Here is an 18192-nt window from a genome sequence, read left to right as displayed (position 1 = left end):
AAAACCGCCGTTGCTTTTTTCATGTCTAAAAAGGAGAGAAATGATGAGCCTTAGAAATCAGAAAGATGTCGAGCGTTTTCTTGAAAATGATCCATGGTTGATGGAGATATTAAAAGCGGTCAAGACGCTGCAGCTGCCCGATTGGTGGGTATGTGCGGGAGCGATCCGTTCAGCGATTTGGGATGCACTTCATGGATTTGAAAAAAAGACACCCATTCAAGATGTGGATGTCATTTATTTTGACCCGAAACAACCGAAAGAAAGTGAAGAAAAAATACTCGAGGATAGGCTAAGAATGCTTATGCCGGAAGTTCCCTGGTCCGTGAAAAACCAGGCGAGGATGCATGTGATCAATAATCTGCAGCCGTACGTTTCTTCAGAGGACGCTATTTCTAAATTCCCTGAAACGCCAACGGCTCTGGGAGCGAAACTGGACGAACAGGATCGGCTCTTTTTAACAGCTCCCTGCGGAATGGAAGATGTGCTCGCCATGGAAGTGAGGCCCACCCAACTTTTTAAAGAAACAAGGGACCTTTACGCCATTTATGAACAACGCTTGCGAAAGAAAGATTGGACTGCTGTTTGGCCGCGGGTGACCCTCTATCAAAACTAAGCAGCAATGTGTTTATTTTCCATAGATAATCCTCCTCTCTACGTTTCACTATCCCCCAGGAATAATGTAAAATAGAAGCTGTATCTATTGTATTGGATGAAACTATGAGGGGATGTTGGTATGTACGCGGAACCGATTTTTTTGCAGCCGGTATTTAAAGACCGAATATGGGGAGGAACAAAGCTAAGAGAGACTTTCGGCTATCAGATTCCGTCAGAGACGACGGGTGAATGCTGGGGGATTTCTGCTCATACGAACGGTCCGAGCACCATATTGAATGGTCCGCTTAAAGGTTTGACACTGGACGAGGCGTGGCAAAAGCACAGGGGGCTTTTTGCCGGTCAGGAAGGTGACGACTTTCCGCTGCTCGTTAAAATTTTGGATGCAAAAACAGACCTTTCTGTTCAGGTGCATCCAGATGATGAATATGCACAGCGAGTAGAGCATGAGGCGTTTGGAAAAACCGAATGCTGGTATATCATAGATTGCGAGGAAGAATCCGAGCTCGTTTACGGCCATCATGCAAAATCCAAGGATGAGTTTCAGGCGATGGTAGACAACGGGCAGTGGGACAAGCTTCTCCGTAAAATAAAAATACAGCCGGGTGACTTCGTGTATGTTCCGAACGGCACCATTCATGCCATCGGGGCAGGGACGATGATCCTTGAAACCCAGCAGAGCTCTGACGTAACATACAGAGTTTACGATTATGACCGTAAAGACGATCAAGGCAACACAAGAGATCTTCATATTAAGCAATCAATTGAAGTGGCGATGATTCCCCATGAGGACGCCCACTTCCAGCCCGTTGAAAACAAACAGGGAGATCTGACAGTGAAAAAACTGATCAAAGAATCCTATTTTACCGTTTACCACTGGGCATTGAACGGCACAGCGCAGGCCCTGGAGAACCCTATGTATCTTCTAGTCAGCGTACTTGACGGAGAAGGGGAGATCGAAACGCAAAATGGGACATCTTCGTTCAAGAAGGGTGACCATTTCATCGTTCCTTCTACCGTAAAGAAATTCTCTCTTAAAGGAAACGCATCTTTCATAACATCACACAGCAGCTAAGAATTAACAGGGTGTCAGGCACCTCCATTACACAAGTGTGTAACGGCCGGTGCCTGGCACCCTCTCTTACATAATTGTCAAAAAGCGGTGCCTGGCACCAATAAGATGGCCCCAAAAAGAGGAGGAAATGGAATGAGACTCGGAGCGATAGAGGCGGGAGGCACGAAGTTTATTTGCGGTATCGGTGATGAAAACGGAGTGGTTTTTGAGAGGATCAGCATACCGACAACCACTCCTGAAGAAACGATCGGCCAGGTGGTTGGTTTTTTCCGCGATAAAGAGATCAGTGCGATGGGCATCGGATCGTTCGGACCTGTTGACCTGGACAAGAACAGCGAAACATATGGCTACATCACAAGTACTCCAAAACCGCATTGGGCACAGTACGACCTGGTCGGAGAAATTCAGAAGCACATCCACGTTCCGGTGGCGTTTGATACGGATGTGAACGCAGCCGCGTTCGGTGAACTGGAATGGGGAGCAGCGAAAGGCTTGGACTCCTGCATTTACATGACCGTCGGAACGGGCATTGGAGTCGGAGCCATCACGGAGAGCAGGCTGCTTCACGGTTTGACTCACCCCGAGATGGGACACATCTTAGTGAGACGCCATCCCGAAGATCATTTTGAAGGTAGCTGTCCGTACCACAAAGACTGTTTGGAAGGAATGGCGGCAGGGCCGGCTCTTGAAAAGAGATGGGGCCAAAAGGGCATCGAGCTTGCAGGCAACGAAAAAGTCTGGGAATATCAGGCCCACTATCTCTCCCAGGCTCTTGTAAATTACATTCTTATTCTTTCTCCGAAAAAGATGGTTCTTGGCGGAGGCGTGATGAAGCAGGAACAGCTTTTTCCTCTCATCCGCAAAAAAGTGCTGGATACGCTCAACGGCTATGTACAGCATCCGCAGCTTACCGAGGAAAACATTCAAGACTTTATTGTACCGCCGGGGCTGGGCGACAATGCCGGACTGTGCGGTGCAATTGCCCTTGCCAAAACTCTTCAGCAATAATAAAAGCCTTGCTCTCCATATCAGGAGGACAAGGCTTTTTTTGCTATCTTTGCATTCGTTCGGCCAGGGACAGGATGGAGTGGTTCAGTGTATCCAATTTGCCTTCGATCCGGTGCAGAAGATACAGCGTCACCACCACTGGAAAGCCAACATCGCTTACGAAAGAGAGCCACGATTCCATTTCATTAACCTCCTTTAAGCAGGATACCCCAACCAGCAAGACGGCCGATTGGGGTTTGTTCATACTTCGCTGTTATGGAAGAACGATATCGCTTAAAGTACGGTCCGTGATGCGGGCGCCCTTCTTTTTCACATAATCTCCGCCGTTCGAAACGAAGATGTTCTGGGCGATGATGGTATCCATGGCGGCTTTGACAGCGGCCGGATCCACTGGTTCTTTCGGAGCATCAAGGGAAATCGTTACTGTCTTGTCCTGTTCGTTTAGGAACTGCAATTCCAACGTTTTAGCCATATTAGTATCCTCCTTTCCATAGAATCATGCCTGATTTTTCATAGTCTTTTACGCATAAATGCTGTGTGAGTCATTGCGTTCAACAGAAATTAATGGCAGCTGCTGAAGAGGGGAAAGAGCGTTTGCTACCGCATAAAGCTGATCAGCCGAAGCAGAGGTTTTTACGTTGGTAAAATTTTTGTTTTTGAACAGCTGCTTATCGCCATCCATTCCTGCATCAAACACCATGCGAAGCTGTGTATCCTGGATTGCTGTGGTTGCCATGTCCATCACCTCCTTTCACCTATAAGTAGCAAGTTCCGTGAAAAAAGAGGCATCTCTATAAAAAATAAATGAAAATAACCAACCCCCTAATCAAGAACCCTTGAAAGCCTCAATTACCCCTAACGAAAACATCTTTTTCAACCCTTTTACCCGTACGGTTTTGCCCTTTTGATCATATGACAGTCTGAGAACGGAGCTTTATCTTTAAATTACCGGCGGAATAAAGCGTAAGACACGTGTCTTCTTTAAAGGATGAAATAAGTTGAAGACCAGTTTCGAAAATCTCTCTCTTCAGTTCGATCCCTTGATTAAATCGCAAATCCTGTCCCTTGGTGTTACCGGGCGTTACGATGAGTATTACCAAGTAGGACTTATTGGTCTTTGGGAAGCATTCAAACGGTTTGACCAAAATAAAGGAGACTTTGGTCCGTTTGCCTATCGAACGGTTAGAGGAAAAATGCTCGAGCAATTAAAAAAGGAAGCCAAATATAAAGCCGTGCATATCGGTTTCAGCTTGGAGCTTACAGGAACCATACCGTTTGAAGGAGGCGTTCTTCCCATTGAAAATGAAATATTGGAGATGTATCTGTCAGATCTGACCCTGAACCAGCGGAAATGGGTGGTTAAAAAGATTTTTCTCCAGATGAAAGAAGCGGAAATTGCAGAGGAAGAGGGAGTGAGCATACACGCCGTAAAATCATGGAGAAAGCAAGCTCTATTGAAGCTTAGAAGCCGGGCAGAACGGCATGAGATTTACCCGCGGAAATGAACAATTTACCCGCCAAAATAAGCAAAATACGCGCGAAAAGAATGTTATGTAAACTATCGACATCTCAGCACGACCAAAATATACAAAAAAGAGGAGTGCACCAGGCACCCCTCTTTTCCTTATTTCTTCACTGTTCTTCGTTCCAACGCTCCGCTCCATGCAGAGAGCAGGACAGCACCGACGACCATCAGTCCGCCAACCCATGGCGTATGAATCAAGCCGATGGAATCGACGACAAGTCCGCCGACGTAGGCACCGATTGCGATCCCGACATTAAACGCTGCAATGTTGATGGCAGAAGCCACATCGACAGCAGATGGAACATATTTTTCAGCCAATTGCACAACATATACCTGCAAGCCAGGCACATTCATAAACGCAAATAGTCCCATGATGACGATCGTTACTGTACCGGCCACTTTTAGAGGAGCGGTAAAAAAAAGAACAAACATTACGATGGCCTGGATAACAAACATCCAAAGCAAAGCACGGATTGGATTCTTGTTTGCTGCTTTTCCTCCAATCGTATTTCCGATAGCGATTGCCACCCCGTATACAAGCAGAATGATACTTACTGATTTAGGATGATAGCCTGTAATTTTTTCTAAAATAGGGGCCAAGAATGTAAAGGCTACAAATGTTCCGCCGTAGCCAAGCGCTGTAATAGAAAAGGCAAGAAGCAGTCTTCCGTTGGTGATCAGCTTGAATTGATCACTAAAAGAAGCTTTTGAAGCACTTTTTAAATTGTTAGGAATCAAAAATAGACTAGCGATAAAGGCGATGACACCAAGCAAGGCAACGGCAGCAAAAGTTGCTCTCCAGCCGAACGTCTGGCCGATAAAGGTTCCGAGCGGCACGCCGGTTACGGTCGCTACGGTAAGACCTGTAAACATGATAGCAATGGCACTTGCCCGTTTATTTTCCGGGACAAGATCAGCTGCAATGGTGGATCCGATTGAAAAGAATACGCCATGTGAAAAAGCAGTAATGACACGGGCTGCTAACAATAAAGCAAAGCTGTGGCTTAACGAGGCGGCCGTGTTTCCGACAATAAATACGAGCATAAGAAGAAGCAAAAGTGTTTTCCGGTTTAAACGGCTAGTAACTGCAGTCAGAATGGGAGCACCAAATGCAACACCGAGTGCATATCCGGAAATGAGCAATCCAGCAAGTGTAATTGAAACATTTAAGTCATCAGCCAAAGAAGAGAGCAGGCCAACTGGAACAAATTCTGTTGTACCAATTCCAAATGCACTAATCGCAAGCGCGAGCAGCGCAAACGTTCCTTTTTTCTCTGATGGCTGGGTTTTATGTGAAACAGTATTTGAAACCATAATAAATCCCCCTTGAACATGATAGAAATGAGTGTGGTCAGCATATCCATCGCACAGGGGCCCAATGAATCTGTGCGGCTGACTAGGGTTATTATGGAGCATAGCGGAAGTATTGAGAAGTACGCACTTTCAAGTACCACAGCCACCTCTTGGTACGGTAGGAACCCGGCGGTGCTATAGGTACCTGAAGGTGCCTATACAGGAGGCATTGAAACAGAAGCAATCCTATGGTATGATACGATAAGTCTTATACGGTTTAATATCGATTATAGAGTTTATTTTGAACTATAGTATAAAAAAGTAACTGTAAGAGGAGGAAGCAAGATGAAGAAATATAACATTCCGGTTGAAGCAGCATTGGAAGTGATCGGCGGCAAGTGGAAGGTCGTTATTCTTTGCCACCTTACAAAAGGAACAAAAAGAACGAGTGAACTGAAGCGTTCCATGCCTGGAATCACACAAAAGATGCTGACTCAGCAGCTTCGCGAGCTGGAAGCAGACGGTGTGATCGAACGCAAGATCTACCAGCAGATCCCACCGAAAGTGGAGTACTTTCTTACCGATTACGGCTGGTCCCTTCAGGAGATCCTTGATTCTCTGTGTGCATGGGGCGAGAAGCACATCGAACGCAACTACGACGACAAATCCCTTGTTTTAGTTGAAGGCTAGTTAACTATAATGGTGCCAGGCACCCGAATTACACACTTGTGTAATCCCGGTGCCTGGCACCATTTTCTTCCCTGTCTTTTCTGGTCCTTTTGATGATGAATTGGAGTAAATATGCTTTGTTTTTGCGTTCAGAACGTTACTTCCCATGTTCTGAATGCTTTTTTGTTGTGGTTTTGGCCTGCGGAGCGGGAATTTGACGGGGGAACATGGCCTGGCAAATTCATTTACTGTCCAGATATCCACTTTTACTGTCCGAAAAAGGGAAAATACTGTCCAAACCAAGCCGTTTACTGTCCAAAGTCACACAAATACTGTCCAAACTCTAGTTATGTAAACTACCGCCCACTGCAAAATCCCTAAGCCAGCCCACGATTTCTTCTATCATCCAAAGCGTGGTCGTATGGCCAGCATTAGGAATCTCGACAAACTTCAAATGCTCCGGTATTGAAGAATAGGAGGTTAGCAGCTGGCTATAGGCATACTGCTGAATCCCAATCGGAACCGTTTCGTCCTTGTTTCCATGCACAAATAAAACAGGCCGTGTATCGTCCGCCCTCCGTAAACGCAATGGATCCATGCTGCGCAATTGATCCCGCTCTTCTCCCGACATAGGCCTGTTATCCAGCTTGCGAAAAATATCCTCCGCCATCAGATTAACAAGATAGGCTGTATCCTCAGGATATCGGGCAAATATTCCTGAAGCGGAGAACCCGCCCATGGAGCTGCCAATAACAGTCACCTTTTGTTCCTTCGAAAGAGATAACGCCCGAACAAGGCCCTCAAATTCTCCCACAGTTTGCATAATGACTTTCCAGAACTGATTTTGAATGACCTCTTTATTGAAGTAATCAAGACGTCCTCTTTCTCCGTGAAAAGGAGCATCAGGGATGATGACGCGAAATCCGTATAGAGCAAGAATTTCCCCAAAAAACCTCATCGTATTTTTGTTTGAACCCCAGCCATGGTAAAGGACACAAACGGGAGCGTCTTGATTTTCCTCATGTTCGATCATTAAACAGGGTATACCCTCATTCATAGCTGACTTACAGACGACTTTCATTCCTTATTCCTCTTTTGTTTATTTATTTTCCTTAAGTTTGAAGGAGTTGAATGAAAAAATAAAGATGATCTTTCTTTGGTTTCTAATTTCAATTTTTACTCTGCATGTTATGTCTGCTTCAGAAGTTGCGCTATACTAGGATTAATACTCAATAAACTGCGGGTGTAGCCTATATGAAAATGAAAACATTGTTTGTGGCGCCGTACGCCACGATGAAAAATTTAATAGAGGAATGCAGAAAAGAGCAAAGCGAGCTGGATGTACACATTGAAGTTGGAAATCTTCAAGAAGGGGCTATAGTTGCCAAACACGCTGAAAAGCAAGGGTTTGACGTAATTATAAGCCGGGGTGGTACCGCTAAATTGATTGAAGAGGAAGTGAATATCCCGGTCGTTGATGTTCATGTTTCCGGCTACGACATGCTAAGGGTCCTGACGCTCGCCAATGATTTTAATAGCAAAAAAGCCATTGTCGGATTTTCAAATATTACCATGGGTGCCCAAGCCATAACCGATCTATTGGATATCTCCATTGAAGTATTTACAATTGAGACAGAGGAGGAAACGGTTCCTCTCATTCAACAGCTGAAAAAAGAGGGATATGAGCTGATTATGGGTGATGTAGTGACCGTCAATGCTGCTTCAAACAATGGTTTGAATGGAATATTAATTCAGTCTGGAAAAGAAGCGATAATGGATTCTTTCCAGCGGGCCGTTTCACTTTGCAGACTCGTTAAAAAGAAATCGTATGAATCGGCTATTCAGCGGGAAATTCTGAAACTTGCTCAGCCCGACATGCTGGTCCTTGGGGAAAACGGTTCAATCGTTTATGAAAACTGGACTAATTTTTCAAAAAGGCCGGTGTCAGATCAGCAGCTGGAGGATCTTCGCCTGCAGGAATATGCTCTGCACAAAACGTATTATCGGCTCCTAAAGAACGGTGAGGAGCAGCTTAAAATAACGATAAATACGATAAACATTACGGGTATAGACTACCTGGTGTGCTTTTTGGAGTCTGTTTACGTAAACCAACAGCCTAGCCTTGAAATTCATACGATTACCCAGCGTCCTTTTCTTATTCATCATAGTCAAGCGATGAAGGACTGTTTAACACAGTTGCTTTCAATGCCTGCCGGAGGTCCAATGCTTTTTTGGGGGAAGATGGGACAGGGAAGAGCTTGCTGGCTAAATATGTTCATTATGAAAGTAAGGGAAATCATTCATTGTTTGCTTCCATATCTGCAGCTGATCTGATTGAAAAACGAAGGGAAGAAACAAATAAGGGTATTTCCACACTTTATGTGCACTCGCTTCACCTTCTTGATGTTCATCTCGAAGACCTCTTCATTCAAACAATCTTTCAGATGAAAAAGCAGGGAATAACGGTGATTGTTTCGATTTCCCCTAAAGAAAAGGTGCTGCAGAAAATCATTCACCATGAAAAAATAACCAGGATCAGAATGCCTGCACTTCGTGACCGCAAGAAAGACATTCAAAAATTGACAACTTATTTTATTGCCGTTTATCATCAAGAGCTTGGAACCACAGCCGTGCGTATCAAAGAGGACGCCCTGGAGGAGCTGCAGAACTTTTCTTGGCCGGGAAACGTGGCGGAGCTTAAAGCCCTTATAAAGGATGCTGTTATTTTGGAGAAGGGATATACTCTCGAGAAAAAAAGCATTCAGCAGCTGTTAAATTCAACAAATAGTAAAAACAAACATAGCATTGAGCCTTTTCTTAAAGGGACATTAAACGAGATTGAGGAAAAAATAATACGTCTCGTACTAGAGGAAGAAGATTTTAATCAGACAAAAGCAGCAAAAAGATTGGGGATTACCCGTGCCACTTTATGGAGGAAGCTGAAAAGTTAAATTCAGCTTCTTTTTTTGTTTAAAAATTAAACATTTTTAACCAAATGAAAACATTTCCATTGCGAGTTTTAGGGGTTTAGGTTTATTATCATAATTGAAAACGTTTTCTAATCTTATAAGTGTTTAAAAATTAAACATAAGGTAGGTTGAATTATATGAATATCAAAAAAACAATTGAACGTGTTCCGGGTGGAATGATGCTAGTACCATTGCTGATTGGCGCACTGATAAAGACTTTCTTTCCAGAGTTGTTTGAACTTCCAGAGTTTAAGAGCTCATTTACTGGTGGACTTTTAACCGGTACTTCGGCATTATTGGCCGCATTTTACGTTTGTCTCGGTTCAACGATCAGGTTTGAGGCAACCGGGTATATCTTAAAAAAAGGTGTATCATTATGGGTGGGTAAAATTGGGACTGCTCTTATTGTGGCCCTTCTTATAAAAGCCGTCGCTCCGGATCAAAACCACTTGTTTCTTGGACTATCCGCGCTGGCAATTGTAGCCGCTTTTTCCGATACGAACGGCGGATTATACATGGCACTGATGGGGCAGCTGGGGAAACGGAATGAAGACGTTGCGGCTTATTCTATTATGTCACTCGAATCAGGACCATTTTTCACCATGCTCATTCTTGGTGTAGCCGGCCTTGCAAGTTTTCCTTTATTGGCCTTTGTATTTGCGATTCTGCCTTTAATCCTGGGCATGATCCTCGGTAACCTGGATGAGGACATGAGAACATTCTTGAGTAAAGCTTCTGACGTAATCATCCCATTGTTTGCCCTTGCTCTTGGTGCAGGAATTGATTTGACCAAAGTGGTACAGGCGGGAACCTCAGGAATCATTCTGGGTCTAGGTGTTGTTGTGATTACGGGACTGGTTTTATTCCTGGCCGACCGGATCACAGGGGGAGACGGTGTGGCAGGTGTGGCCGCTGCATCTACAGCAGGTAACGCTTCTGCGGTTCCGTTGGCTGTTGCAGCTGTTTTTACAGGTTACAAGGAAATTGCTGCTGTCGCAACACTGCAAGTGACTGCCGCAGTTGTGGTAACAGCGGTTTTGACCCCGATCTTAACGGCATGGCTGGCAAAACGAACACAGAAAAAGACTACAGATGTGACCATAACACACTAAACAGTTTTCATTTAAAGGAGTTTTTCCTCAATGCAATTATTTATACTGGCGGATGACCTGACAGGAGCCAATGACTCAGGCGTACAATTATCCAAGCAGGGATTCCGGTCCACCGTATGGCTGGAAAACAGCACGAAACCGGATAGTGAAACGGATGTGGCCATTTACGATACCGACAGCAGGGCTTTAACCGAAGATGAAGCGTATCAACGTGTTTATCAAGCTTCATTGCATGTGAAGAACCTGACTGATGTACATGTTTATAAAAAAATGGATTCCACCCTCCGTGGAAATGTCGGTGCAGAACTGGCCGCTGTGAGTGATGCGATTGAACCAGAGATCGTCGTTATTTCAGCAGCCTACCCCAAATTGGGCAGGCAGACGATCAATGGCTTCCAATATGTTGGCGGTACACTTGTAGACCAGACAGAATTTGGGCAAGATCCAAAAACGCCTGTAACAGAAAGCGGAATCCCTGCTCTTTTGACGAAGTACGCTGAACATAAAATCAGCACAATAGACAGCCAATTGCTGTCTCGTTCCAGGAAAGAGATTTTAGCAAACGTTCTTGAAGATATGGATGAAGGGAAAAAGTGGTTTGTTTGCGATGCCGAAAAGGAAGAACATCTAGAAAAAGCTGCTCAAATTTTTGCCTCATTAAATAAAAGAACCTTATGGGCGGGGTCAGCGGGCCTCATCGAGTACCTGCCGGCTGCTCTGAAGCTCGAAGTACCAAAACCATTGAAAAAGGAAAAGGCAGTAATAAGACAAACCCTTACTGTATCAGCGAGCTTATCAATGACGACGAAAATTCAGCTGGCGAAGGTGAGTACAATGCCGGACTCTCTTATGATTGAAATGAAACCGGCTGATCTAATGAAAAAAACCTATGATCTGCAGCATCTGATTCAACTAATAAATCAGGCCCAGGGTATGCGCCATCTTGTCCTTTATGTAGATGGTTCAGATGAAAACCGAGCAGCAGCTCATGAGCTTGGCAGGGACTTGGGCTTGCATAAAAATCAGGTGGGGGAAATGATATCAAGGGAGCTTGGAATCATAGCCCGGTCTTTGCTTGATCAGTTTCCTGAAATTGCAGGCTTGGTGCTTACTGGTGGAGACACCGCTAAGGCGGTATGTTCAGAGGTTGGAATGACACAAATGGAACTGTGGTCTGAGCTGGAACCGGGTCTTCCTCTAGGAATACTAAGCGACATCCAACGCTCGTTTTTGGCGGTTACAAAGGCCGGGGGATTCGGCAATGAAGATTCTTTAGTCCATGCGTTGAACCATATGACAGGAGAGGTGTTAGAGCATGAATCAAAATAAAAGTATTGTCGGGATTACAATGGGAGATGCGGCAGGTGTTGGTCCGGAGATTATCTTAAAAAGCCTCGCGAGCCAAGAAATATACGATCTTTGCCGTCCTTTCGTTATCGGGGACAGCAAAATTCTTGAGCGGGCCAAGAGCTACGTAAACAGTGGCCTTGCGATTCAAAATATTACAGAAGAAGAGTTAGATCATCTTGAATTTGAGTATGGTACGGTATACACACTTAATTTAGATCTGGTCCCTGAAGATCTGCCGGTTGGGCAGGTTTCGCCTATTGCTGGTCATGCCGCTTTTGAATATTTAAGCAAGGCAATTGACCTTGCCAATAAAGGAAAGATTGATGCGATTTGTACTGCGCCTTTAAACAAAGAAGCATTGCATAAAGGTGGACATAAGTACCCGGGCCATACTGAAATATTGGCCGAGCTGACGGGAACAGATGAGTTTTCCATGATGCTTTCGGCTCCTAATTTAAAAGTCATTCATGTTACCACTCATGTCGGTATCATTGATGCCGTAAAAATGATTAATCCTGAGCGGGTCTATCGTGTTATTAAACTTGCAGATGAGACGTTGAAGAAATCAGGAATTGAGTCGCCAAAGATCGCAGTCTGCGGAATTAATCCGCATGCTGGGGAAAACGGTCTGTTCGGATACGGTGAGGAAGATGAGAAAGTAATACCGGGGGTGCAAAGAGCACAAAAAGAAGGCGTTAATGTCGTTGGCCCCCTTCCTGCTGACACACTATTTTTCCGCACGGTCCGCGGTGATTTTGATATTGTCGTCGCCATGTATCACGATCAGGGCCATGGACCGGTCAAAGTATTGGGACTGGATGCAGGCGTAAATATCACAGTCGGATTGCCTATTATTCGGACGAGCGTGGACCACGGAACTGCGTTCGACATTGCAGGTAAAGGTATTGCCGACGAAAAAAGCATGACCGAAGCCCTCCGCCAGGCAGTGGAATTGGCTCCGAAGAGGCTATAGTATAGATAGAAATTCAGCACCTCCTGCTTGTTTACATGCGGGAGGTGCTTTTGTCTTCATAACCCATCATTCTTCTGCTTCATAAGATAGTGTATCAACTTGATCGAACGCTCTCTCTAAAAACAAGGAGGAAAAAAAGTGAAAACTAGGGATGAATTCATCCACGAAGATGGCAGCTCGTTCCCCGGCAAGACCTATGAGGAACATCTCCTGAGGCACGTTTTTAATGATCAGCGAGATTATTTGTTTGCGGAAATGTTCGCGATCCACAGGGCGCATGTGGTCATGCTGGCTGAGCAGAACATTTTGGCGAGGGATGAAGCGGGGACCATTCTTGCCGGTGTGGAAAAGGTGCGGCAGATCGATTTCCGCAAGCTGAATTATGATCCTCTTTATGAAGATTTATTTTTTATGATGGAAAGCCGGCTTGCGGAAGAAATAGGTGCAGACCTTGCAGGAAAGGTCCATATCGCGAGGAGCCGTAATGATATGGGAGTGGCGATGTACCGCCTTGTTCTGAGGAGTCATATACTTACACTTATTCAAAATGCACTGTTGCTCGGCGAGGCCCTCCTGGAGCAGGCGAAGGAACATGCCGGAACGGTCATGACCGCCTATACCCATACACAGCCGGCTCAGCCGACTACGCTCGGCCACTATCTGCTGGCCATCTATGATGTCGTCATAAGGGACATCCAGCGCCTATGGTCCGCGTATGAAGGAGTCAACCGTTCACCTCTGGGCGCCGCTGCCCTTTCCACGACAAGCTTTCCAATCAGCCGCGACCGGGTCCGAGAACTTTTAGGGTTCGGTAGTATTGTAGAGAACTCCTATGATGCCATTGCTGGCGGAGACTATTTGCTCGAGACGGCGACAGCAGTCATGACGCTCATGATCAACGCCGGCCGCTGGATCCAGGACCTGCTTCTACAGGCGACCCGTGAGTTCGGGGTCATACGTGTGGCCGATCCATACGTACAGATCAGCAGCATCATGCCGCAAAAGCGGAATCCAGTGTCGATCGAACATTCCAGATCCCTTGCCAGCTCAGCAGCCGGTGAAGCGATGTCAGCAATACAAATGATCCATAACACGCCGTTTGGTGACATCGTGGACACGGAAGACGACCTGCAGCCTCATCTGTATCGAAGCTATGAGAAGGCATCACGGGTATTGCAGCTCATGCATGCCGTCATCCGGACGATGGAGGTCGATGCAGAAAAGATCGGCAAGCGTGCGAACCAATCATGCATCACGATTACAGAACTTTCAGATGTGCTGGTTCGAGATAAAGGTGTCCCGTTCCGAAAAGCGCACCAGATTGCGAGCGCCGTTGCGAAACAGTGTACATCAGCAGGAAAAGAATTGAACGAAATTGAGGTGGAAGCAGCGAACGAATGGATCAGCAGCATTTATCCTGCAGCCTTGACAGAAGAAGAATGGAAGGGAATCGTCTGTCCACGTGAATTCGTCAAACGCCGCAAGATTCAGGGCGGACCTAATCCGGACGAAGTAAAGCGGATGATTGCGGAGCGTGAGGAAGATCTTTTCAATATGGAAAAGACCCTTCAAAACAAAAAAGAATGCTTGCTCCAGGCGGATCAATCTCTGGATAGTGCCGTGCAAAACTTGATCGCAGCAAAATAAGCTCTCCTTCGCCGGAGAGCTTACGGCTGCAATAATGATGCATGATCCTGTCCCGGTCATTAAAAAATTGCTTCATGAATCACAGTAAAAACTCAGTTATTTATGAAAGATTTTTTTGCCAGTTCAATAAAAGCTTCTGCAGCCGGAGAACACCGTTCGAGAGAGTTGACGGCTAAGCCGATCGTCCGGTAACAGTTTTCTTTCATAGTAACTGCAGCAACATTTTTTCTTGTATCGCCCTGCAAAACCAGTTCAGGGACGATGCTTACTCCCAATTCCTTTGCCACCATAGCCATAATCGTTTGGTTATCTGCAATTTCGCAAAATATCTGGGGCAGGATTTTGTTCTCTTTAAAAAGCCCCTTGATCAACTCATCACAGCCTGCTTTGGGCATGATAAAAGGTTCATCGCTGATTTCATGGATGCTGATCCTTTTCCTCCTTTTCAGTTCGTGGCTGTCAGGGAGGAGGATATAAAGGTGATCCTCCATAAGAGGGATAAAATCAAGGCTCTCTGAGGTTGAAGATGTCAGAAAACCGATATCAATCTTTCCTGAAGTGATCATTTGTTTGATTTCCTCGTATCCCCCTTCGTATATTTCTGTTTGAATCCCCGGAAAGGCTTGATGAAACTGCTTTAAGATAGAAGGCAAAAGACTAGCAGATACGCTTGGAAATGTACCGATGCGGATCGTTCCGATTTTTAAACCGTTCAGCAGACCTGCTTCTTGTTTCATTCGTTCTGACAAATCCAGAATCTCCTGGATGTATTCCATCATCCTTTTTCCTTCGCTCGTTAACGTTATGCCGCTGCGCCCTCTGTTCATCAGCGTTAATTCCAGTTCTGTTTCTAATCCCCGGATAGCATGGCTGACCGCCGATTGGGTAAGCCCCAGCTTTTCTCCTGCTCTTGTAAAACTTTCTGTCTCTACAACCGTTTTTAAAACCTGATATTGAAGCAATGTCATACAGATCACACCTCAATGCATTAATATTTTTCATGATTTATATTATAAACATTCATTTGATTAATGTTAACTGCCGTCATATGATGAGAGCAAGAACACTTGAGGAGGAAAAAGATGAAACCTTTAACGTATACGCTTGTAGACGTATTTACCAACCAGCCTTTCAGCGGAAATCAACTGGCTGTTTTTCAGGATGATACCGGCTTAACGACAGAAATGATGCAAAAAATAGCGAGAGAACTGAATCTATCGGAAACGGTATTTGTTCAGTCTCCAAGCAATCCTGCAAACGATAAAAAGCTGCGCATTTTCACACCGGATGTGGAGCTCCCGATGGCTGGACACCCGACCCTTGGCGCAGGCTATGTGATGGCTCATAAGGGTTTGCTTGAGGCTTCTGAAGGTAAGAATGAGTGGATTTTTGAAGAAGGTGTTGGAGATATTCCTGTTACGGTTTATATGGAGAATGGATGTGTATTAAACGTTGAAATGAATCAGCCGATGCCACTATTCGGGGAATATTTTGAAGACAGAACATTGGCGGCAGAATTGCTTTCTCTTTCCCCGGAAGATTTGCCGGATGAGCTTCCAATCCGGACGGTATCAACCGCAGTACCATTCTTATTCATTCCTGTTCGTTCCCTTGATGCGATGAAAAGAATCAGCTTCCGGACAGACATTTGGGAGAAGTATTTTAGACAAAGCCCTTCTACGAAACACATTTTCACGTTTACAGCGGAAACAGAAATGAAGGATTCCACTGTACACAGCCGGATGTTTGCACCTGCGATGGGGATACCTGAAGATCCTGCGACAGGCGCAGCAAGCGGTCCATTAGGTGCCTATATTGTTGAGCATACGGACATTGCCCAGAATCAACAAGGAGTTTATCGTATTCGAAGTGAACAGGGATTTGAAATGGAAAGACCAAGCATCATTGATATTACGATTCGCAAAGAAAGGGAGTATGAGGAAGTTAAAATTGGCGGCCGAAGCGTCATCATGGGTTCAGGAGAGCTGCTGATTAGTCAGAAGTAATACACGATTCAGTTGGTGAGCATTCCCCCAGGCCGCACATATACTGGCAAGAAAGCTGAATTTCTTGAACATAAAGGGGAGCAAGCAGCAATGATAACCTTACCAGTTCCATCGAGATGGGGAATCAGTGCAGATGTCGGCGGCAGGCCGCTCATCTGGGGAACGGTCGTCCTCAACTCCATAGAAAACAATAAAATAATGGGCACCCTCAATTTTCGGGGAGCTCCGATTCCAATTCAGGGATATTGGACCGAAAATACAAGACAGATCTCTTTTGATTCACCATATGCCACCTTTTCAGGCAATCTGTTCATTTATGATGACCCCTCGATTTCCACACGCCATTATCTGATCAACGGGCGTCTTTACATGAAGCCGACATCTATGCTGGGGGGTGAATATGGAACATGGGTAGCTTCAACGAATGCCTATTTAAACGGCGGGAGCGGGCAATCATCCCATCAAAATCAGGCACCTCCAGCCGGGGCTTTTACGACCTCTGATTATGTTGAAGATGCACCCGACCGGTGAAATGAACACGAAAAAGCTGAATGAGACTGCTCATTCAGCTTTTTTATATCTAATTTGGTTATGAAACTTTTCTGGTTTCTTTATCAGTATGAAGAACCGTACCATTCGATCTTACAAGACTAACAGCATAGCCTAGGAGAGCTCCAACGATTGCCGGCAGAATCCATCCAAGCCCTGTGTCATAAAGAGGGAGGATGCTTGAGAAAAAGGAATTCACACCATCTATAGATAGGTTAGCTGCATTTAATCCATCAAATAGACTAACGATAAAGGTAAACAGCAAGCTTCCTTGATACACTTCTGAACGCCCTTTAAAGAGGTTGTGTGCGAAGCTTAAGAAAATAAGCATGATGGCCAGCGGATAGATCGCTGTCAGCACAGGAACTGAGATGGCGATTAGCTCGTTCAACCCGAGATTTGCGGTTAATGCACTGAAAGCGGAAAGAATAACAGCCAATGCTTTGTATGAGATTTTCGGAAAAACACTGTGAAAATAAGAGGAACATGCTGTAACTAATCCAACACTGGTTGTCAGACATGCTACTGTGATCATGAGTCCTAGAAAAACATTCCCGAGAGAGCCAAAATAGTAATTGGCTACAGCTGATAAAACTTCTCCGCCATTGCTTAAATGGCCAAGTTCAGAAACACTGGAAGCTCCCATGTACGATAGGGAAGTGTACACGATTGCCAATACAGCAGCTGCAATGGTAGCTGCCTTTGCACAAGTTCTTGCGATGACTTTTTTATCGCTGCCTCTTTTTTCTTTGATGGCATTGATGATGATAATACCAAAAACGAAGGCAGCCAATGTGTCCATCGTCAGGTAGCCTTCCTGAAATCCTTTAAAGAAGGAGTTTTGAACAAATTCCTTCGTAGGCGCCTGAATCGGACCGATCGGATGAATGAAAGCAGCGGCTACTAACACTCCGATGAACGAAAGCTTAAGCGGCGTTAAAATCTTACCTACGATATCAACGATCTTTGAAGGATTAAGTGAAAGGGCACATGTGATACTGAAAAAGACGACCGTGAAGATGAGAAGCGGCAAATGACCGCTGTCCTCTGGCAAAAAGGGCTTAACACCGATCTCAAAAGAAACACTTCCTGCTCTTGGCAAAGCAAAAAGAGGACCGATTGCTAAATAAAGAACAAAACTATAAAGAGAACTGAACCAAGGGTGTACACGATTTCCCATCGCCCGGAGGTCGTCGCTGCCGGAAATTCCGAAAGCAAAAACACCGAGCAGCGGTACACCGACTCCAGTAATCAAGAAACCGGCTGTCGCAATCCAGACGTTGGTTCCTGCAGTTTGTCCGAGCATTGCTGGAAAGATTAAGTTGCCTGCTCCAAAAAAAAGAGCAAATAACATGAGGCCGATAACCAATGTATGTGAAGACTGAGCTTTAGTAGACACGAAAA

The 18192-nt window shown here is 45.2% G+C and carries 20 protein-coding genes; 13 read left to right on the top strand and 7 right to left on the bottom strand.

All coding sequences use genetic code 11. The features are described 5' to 3' along the window. The first annotated feature begins 43 nt into the window (after positions 1 to 43). The 3 genes from LCY76_RS21400 (at position 44) to LCY76_RS21390 (ending at position 2695) form a co-directional block, all read left to right on the top strand. Positions 44 to 613, top strand: coding sequence for a nucleotidyltransferase family protein (locus LCY76_RS21400; RefSeq protein ID WP_248254350.1), 570 nt, complete (start codon positions 44 to 46; stop codon positions 611 to 613). A 120-nt stretch (positions 614 to 733) separates the two neighbouring features. Continuing rightward, entirely contained in the window at positions 734 to 1687 is a 954-nt protein-coding gene (manA, locus tag LCY76_RS21395; RefSeq protein WP_248254349.1) for a mannose-6-phosphate isomerase, class I, read from the top strand. 132 nt (positions 1688 to 1819) lie between these two features. After that, positions 1820 to 2695 carry an ROK family protein gene (locus LCY76_RS21390; protein WP_248254348.1) on the top strand — a complete coding sequence of 292 codons (876 nt, stop codon included), beginning with the start codon at positions 1820 to 1822 and terminating at the stop codon, positions 2693 to 2695. 43 nt (positions 2696 to 2738) lie between these two features. Here LCY76_RS21390 and LCY76_RS21385 read toward each other — a convergent pair whose 3' ends face one another. The 3 genes from LCY76_RS21385 to LCY76_RS21375 all read right to left on the bottom strand — a co-directional run bounded on the left by LCY76_RS21385 (position 2739) and on the right by LCY76_RS21375 (position 3431). After that, a complete protein-coding gene (locus LCY76_RS21385) occupies positions 2739 to 2876 on the bottom strand; it encodes a YvrJ family protein (protein WP_248254347.1) in 138 nt (45 codons plus the stop codon). Between the two features lie 72 nt (positions 2877 to 2948). Then, positions 2949 to 3167, bottom strand: coding sequence for a DUF2922 domain-containing protein (locus LCY76_RS21380; RefSeq protein ID WP_248254346.1), 219 nt, complete (start codon positions 3165 to 3167; stop codon positions 2949 to 2951). Positions 3168 to 3215: 48 nt separating this feature from the next. Continuing rightward, positions 3216 to 3431 carry a DUF1659 domain-containing protein gene (locus LCY76_RS21375; RefSeq protein ID WP_248254345.1) on the bottom strand — a complete coding sequence of 72 codons (216 nt, stop codon included), beginning with the start codon at positions 3429 to 3431 and terminating at the stop codon, positions 3216 to 3218. A 262-nt stretch (positions 3432 to 3693) separates the two neighbouring features. Here LCY76_RS21375 and LCY76_RS21370 point away from each other — a divergent pair, with 262 nt between their 5' ends. Then, positions 3694 to 4200: a sigma-70 family RNA polymerase sigma factor gene (locus LCY76_RS21370; protein WP_248254344.1), complete on the top strand. Its 507-nt coding sequence runs from the start codon at positions 3694 to 3696 to the stop codon at positions 4198 to 4200. A gap of 119 nt (positions 4201 to 4319) precedes the next feature. On the opposite strand, the gene LCY76_RS21365 is transcribed toward LCY76_RS21370, so the two are convergent. Beyond that, positions 4320 to 5534 carry an MFS transporter gene (locus LCY76_RS21365; protein WP_248254343.1) on the bottom strand — a complete coding sequence of 405 codons (1215 nt, stop codon included), beginning with the start codon at positions 5532 to 5534 and terminating at the stop codon, positions 4320 to 4322. A 324-nt stretch (positions 5535 to 5858) separates the two neighbouring features. Between LCY76_RS21365 and LCY76_RS21360 the strand changes: the two genes are divergently transcribed. Further along, positions 5859 to 6203: a winged helix-turn-helix transcriptional regulator gene (locus tag LCY76_RS21360; protein WP_062238442.1), complete on the top strand. Its 345-nt coding sequence runs from the start codon at positions 5859 to 5861 to the stop codon at positions 6201 to 6203. Positions 6204 to 6525: 322 nt separating this feature from the next. Here the strand turns inward: LCY76_RS21360 and LCY76_RS21355 are convergent, their stop codons facing one another. After that, a complete protein-coding gene (locus LCY76_RS21355; RefSeq protein WP_248254342.1) occupies positions 6526 to 7263 on the bottom strand; it encodes an alpha/beta fold hydrolase in 738 nt (245 codons plus the stop codon). 173 nt (positions 7264 to 7436) lie between these two features. On the opposite strand from LCY76_RS21355, the gene LCY76_RS21350 reads away from it, so the two are divergent. From LCY76_RS21350 to argH, 6 genes are all read left to right on the top strand, one after another. Continuing rightward, the gene (locus LCY76_RS21350; protein ID WP_248254341.1) at positions 7437 to 8516 is read left to right on the top strand and encodes a PrpR N-terminal domain-containing protein; all 1080 of its coding nucleotides are present in this window, start codon (positions 7437 to 7439) and stop codon (positions 8514 to 8516) included. Then, positions 8486 to 9133 carry an AAA-type ATPase lid domain-containing protein gene (locus tag LCY76_RS21345; protein ID WP_248254340.1) on the top strand — a complete coding sequence of 216 codons (648 nt, stop codon included), beginning with the start codon at positions 8486 to 8488 and terminating at the stop codon, positions 9131 to 9133. The genes LCY76_RS21350 and LCY76_RS21345 overlap by 31 nt, the downstream gene beginning before the upstream one ends. Before the next feature lie 155 nt (positions 9134 to 9288). Next, the gene (locus tag LCY76_RS21340; protein WP_248254339.1) at positions 9289 to 10263 is read left to right on the top strand and encodes a 2-keto-3-deoxygluconate permease; all 975 of its coding nucleotides are present in this window, start codon (positions 9289 to 9291) and stop codon (positions 10261 to 10263) included. 30 nt (positions 10264 to 10293) lie between these two features. Then, entirely contained in the window at positions 10294 to 11592 is a 1299-nt protein-coding gene (locus LCY76_RS21335; protein ID WP_248254338.1) for a four-carbon acid sugar kinase family protein, read from the top strand. Further along, entirely contained in the window at positions 11579 to 12586 is a 1008-nt protein-coding gene (gene pdxA / locus LCY76_RS21330; RefSeq protein ID WP_248254337.1) for a 4-hydroxythreonine-4-phosphate dehydrogenase PdxA, read from the top strand. The genes LCY76_RS21335 and pdxA overlap by 14 nt, the downstream gene beginning before the upstream one ends. A gap of 138 nt (positions 12587 to 12724) precedes the next feature. Then, positions 12725 to 14233 carry an argininosuccinate lyase gene (argH, locus tag LCY76_RS21325; protein WP_248254336.1) on the top strand — a complete coding sequence of 503 codons (1509 nt, stop codon included), beginning with the start codon at positions 12725 to 12727 and terminating at the stop codon, positions 14231 to 14233. Positions 14234 to 14325: 92 nt separating this feature from the next. Here the strand turns inward: argH and LCY76_RS21320 are convergent, their stop codons facing one another. Then, complete coding sequence (locus tag LCY76_RS21320; RefSeq protein WP_248254335.1) at positions 14326 to 15201, bottom strand: LysR family transcriptional regulator; 876 nt, start codon at positions 15199 to 15201, stop codon at positions 14326 to 14328. 114 nt (positions 15202 to 15315) lie between these two features. Here LCY76_RS21320 and LCY76_RS21315 point away from each other — a divergent pair, with 114 nt between their 5' ends. Next, positions 15316 to 16239 (top strand): PhzF family phenazine biosynthesis protein, encoded by a 924-nt coding sequence (locus LCY76_RS21315; RefSeq protein ID WP_248254334.1) that lies wholly within the window; start codon positions 15316 to 15318, stop codon positions 16237 to 16239. Between the two features lie 90 nt (positions 16240 to 16329). Further along, positions 16330 to 16770, top strand: coding sequence for a hypothetical protein (locus tag LCY76_RS21310; protein ID WP_248254333.1), 441 nt, complete (start codon positions 16330 to 16332; stop codon positions 16768 to 16770). A gap of 58 nt (positions 16771 to 16828) precedes the next feature. Here LCY76_RS21310 and brnQ read toward each other — a convergent pair whose 3' ends face one another. After that, positions 16829 to 18187 carry a branched-chain amino acid transport system II carrier protein gene (gene brnQ / locus LCY76_RS21305; protein WP_336606271.1) on the bottom strand — a complete coding sequence of 453 codons (1359 nt, stop codon included), beginning with the start codon at positions 18185 to 18187 and terminating at the stop codon, positions 16829 to 16831. Positions 18188 to 18192 lie beyond the last annotated feature (5 nt).

It is taken from the genome of Fictibacillus marinisediminis (genome assembly GCF_023149135.1).
In the GTDB taxonomy this organism is placed as follows: domain Bacteria; phylum Bacillota; class Bacilli; order Bacillales; family Fictibacillaceae; genus Fictibacillus_C; species Fictibacillus_C marinisediminis.
Note: the sequence above shows the minus strand (reverse complement) of the source record. Positions and strands in the feature narration are given on the sequence as shown.

What these genes read in the sequence shown, in the direction of transcription:
- LCY76_RS21400 (WP_248254350.1), top strand. Translation starts at nt 44, where the DNA reads ATGAGCCTTAGAAATCAGAAAGATGTCGAGCGTTTTCTTGAAAATGAT.
- manA (WP_248254349.1), top strand. Translation starts at nt 734, where the DNA reads ATGTACGCGGAACCGATTTTTTTGCAGCCGGTATTTAAAGACCGAATA.
- LCY76_RS21390 (WP_248254348.1), top strand. Translation starts at nt 1,820, where the DNA reads ATGAGACTCGGAGCGATAGAGGCGGGAGGCACGAAGTTTATTTGCGGT.
- LCY76_RS21385 (WP_248254347.1), bottom strand. Translation starts at nt 2,876, where the DNA reads ATGGAATCGTGGCTCTCTTTCGTAAGCGATGTTGGCTTTCCAGTGGTG.
- LCY76_RS21380 (WP_248254346.1), bottom strand. Translation starts at nt 3,167, where the DNA reads ATGGCTAAAACGTTGGAATTGCAGTTCCTAAACGAACAGGACAAGACA.
- LCY76_RS21375 (WP_248254345.1), bottom strand. Translation starts at nt 3,431, where the DNA reads ATGGCAACCACAGCAATCCAGGATACACAGCTTCGCATGGTGTTTGAT.
- LCY76_RS21365 (WP_248254343.1), bottom strand. Translation starts at nt 5,534, where the DNA reads ATGGTTTCAAATACTGTTTCACATAAAACCCAGCCATCAGAGAAAAAA.
- LCY76_RS21360 (WP_062238442.1), top strand. Translation starts at nt 5,859, where the DNA reads ATGAAGAAATATAACATTCCGGTTGAAGCAGCATTGGAAGTGATCGGC.
- LCY76_RS21355 (WP_248254342.1), bottom strand. Translation starts at nt 7,263, where the DNA reads ATGAAAGTCGTCTGTAAGTCAGCTATGAATGAGGGTATACCCTGTTTA.
- LCY76_RS21350 (WP_248254341.1), top strand. Translation starts at nt 7,437, where the DNA reads ATGAAAATGAAAACATTGTTTGTGGCGCCGTACGCCACGATGAAAAAT.
- LCY76_RS21340 (WP_248254339.1), top strand. Translation starts at nt 9,289, where the DNA reads ATGAATATCAAAAAAACAATTGAACGTGTTCCGGGTGGAATGATGCTA.
- LCY76_RS21335 (WP_248254338.1), top strand. Translation starts at nt 10,294, where the DNA reads ATGCAATTATTTATACTGGCGGATGACCTGACAGGAGCCAATGACTCA.
- pdxA (WP_248254337.1), top strand. Translation starts at nt 11,579, where the DNA reads ATGAATCAAAATAAAAGTATTGTCGGGATTACAATGGGAGATGCGGCA.
- LCY76_RS21320 (WP_248254335.1), bottom strand. Translation starts at nt 15,201, where the DNA reads ATGACATTGCTTCAATATCAGGTTTTAAAAACGGTTGTAGAGACAGAA.
- LCY76_RS21315 (WP_248254334.1), top strand. Translation starts at nt 15,316, where the DNA reads ATGAAACCTTTAACGTATACGCTTGTAGACGTATTTACCAACCAGCCT.
- LCY76_RS21310 (WP_248254333.1), top strand. Translation starts at nt 16,330, where the DNA reads ATGATAACCTTACCAGTTCCATCGAGATGGGGAATCAGTGCAGATGTC.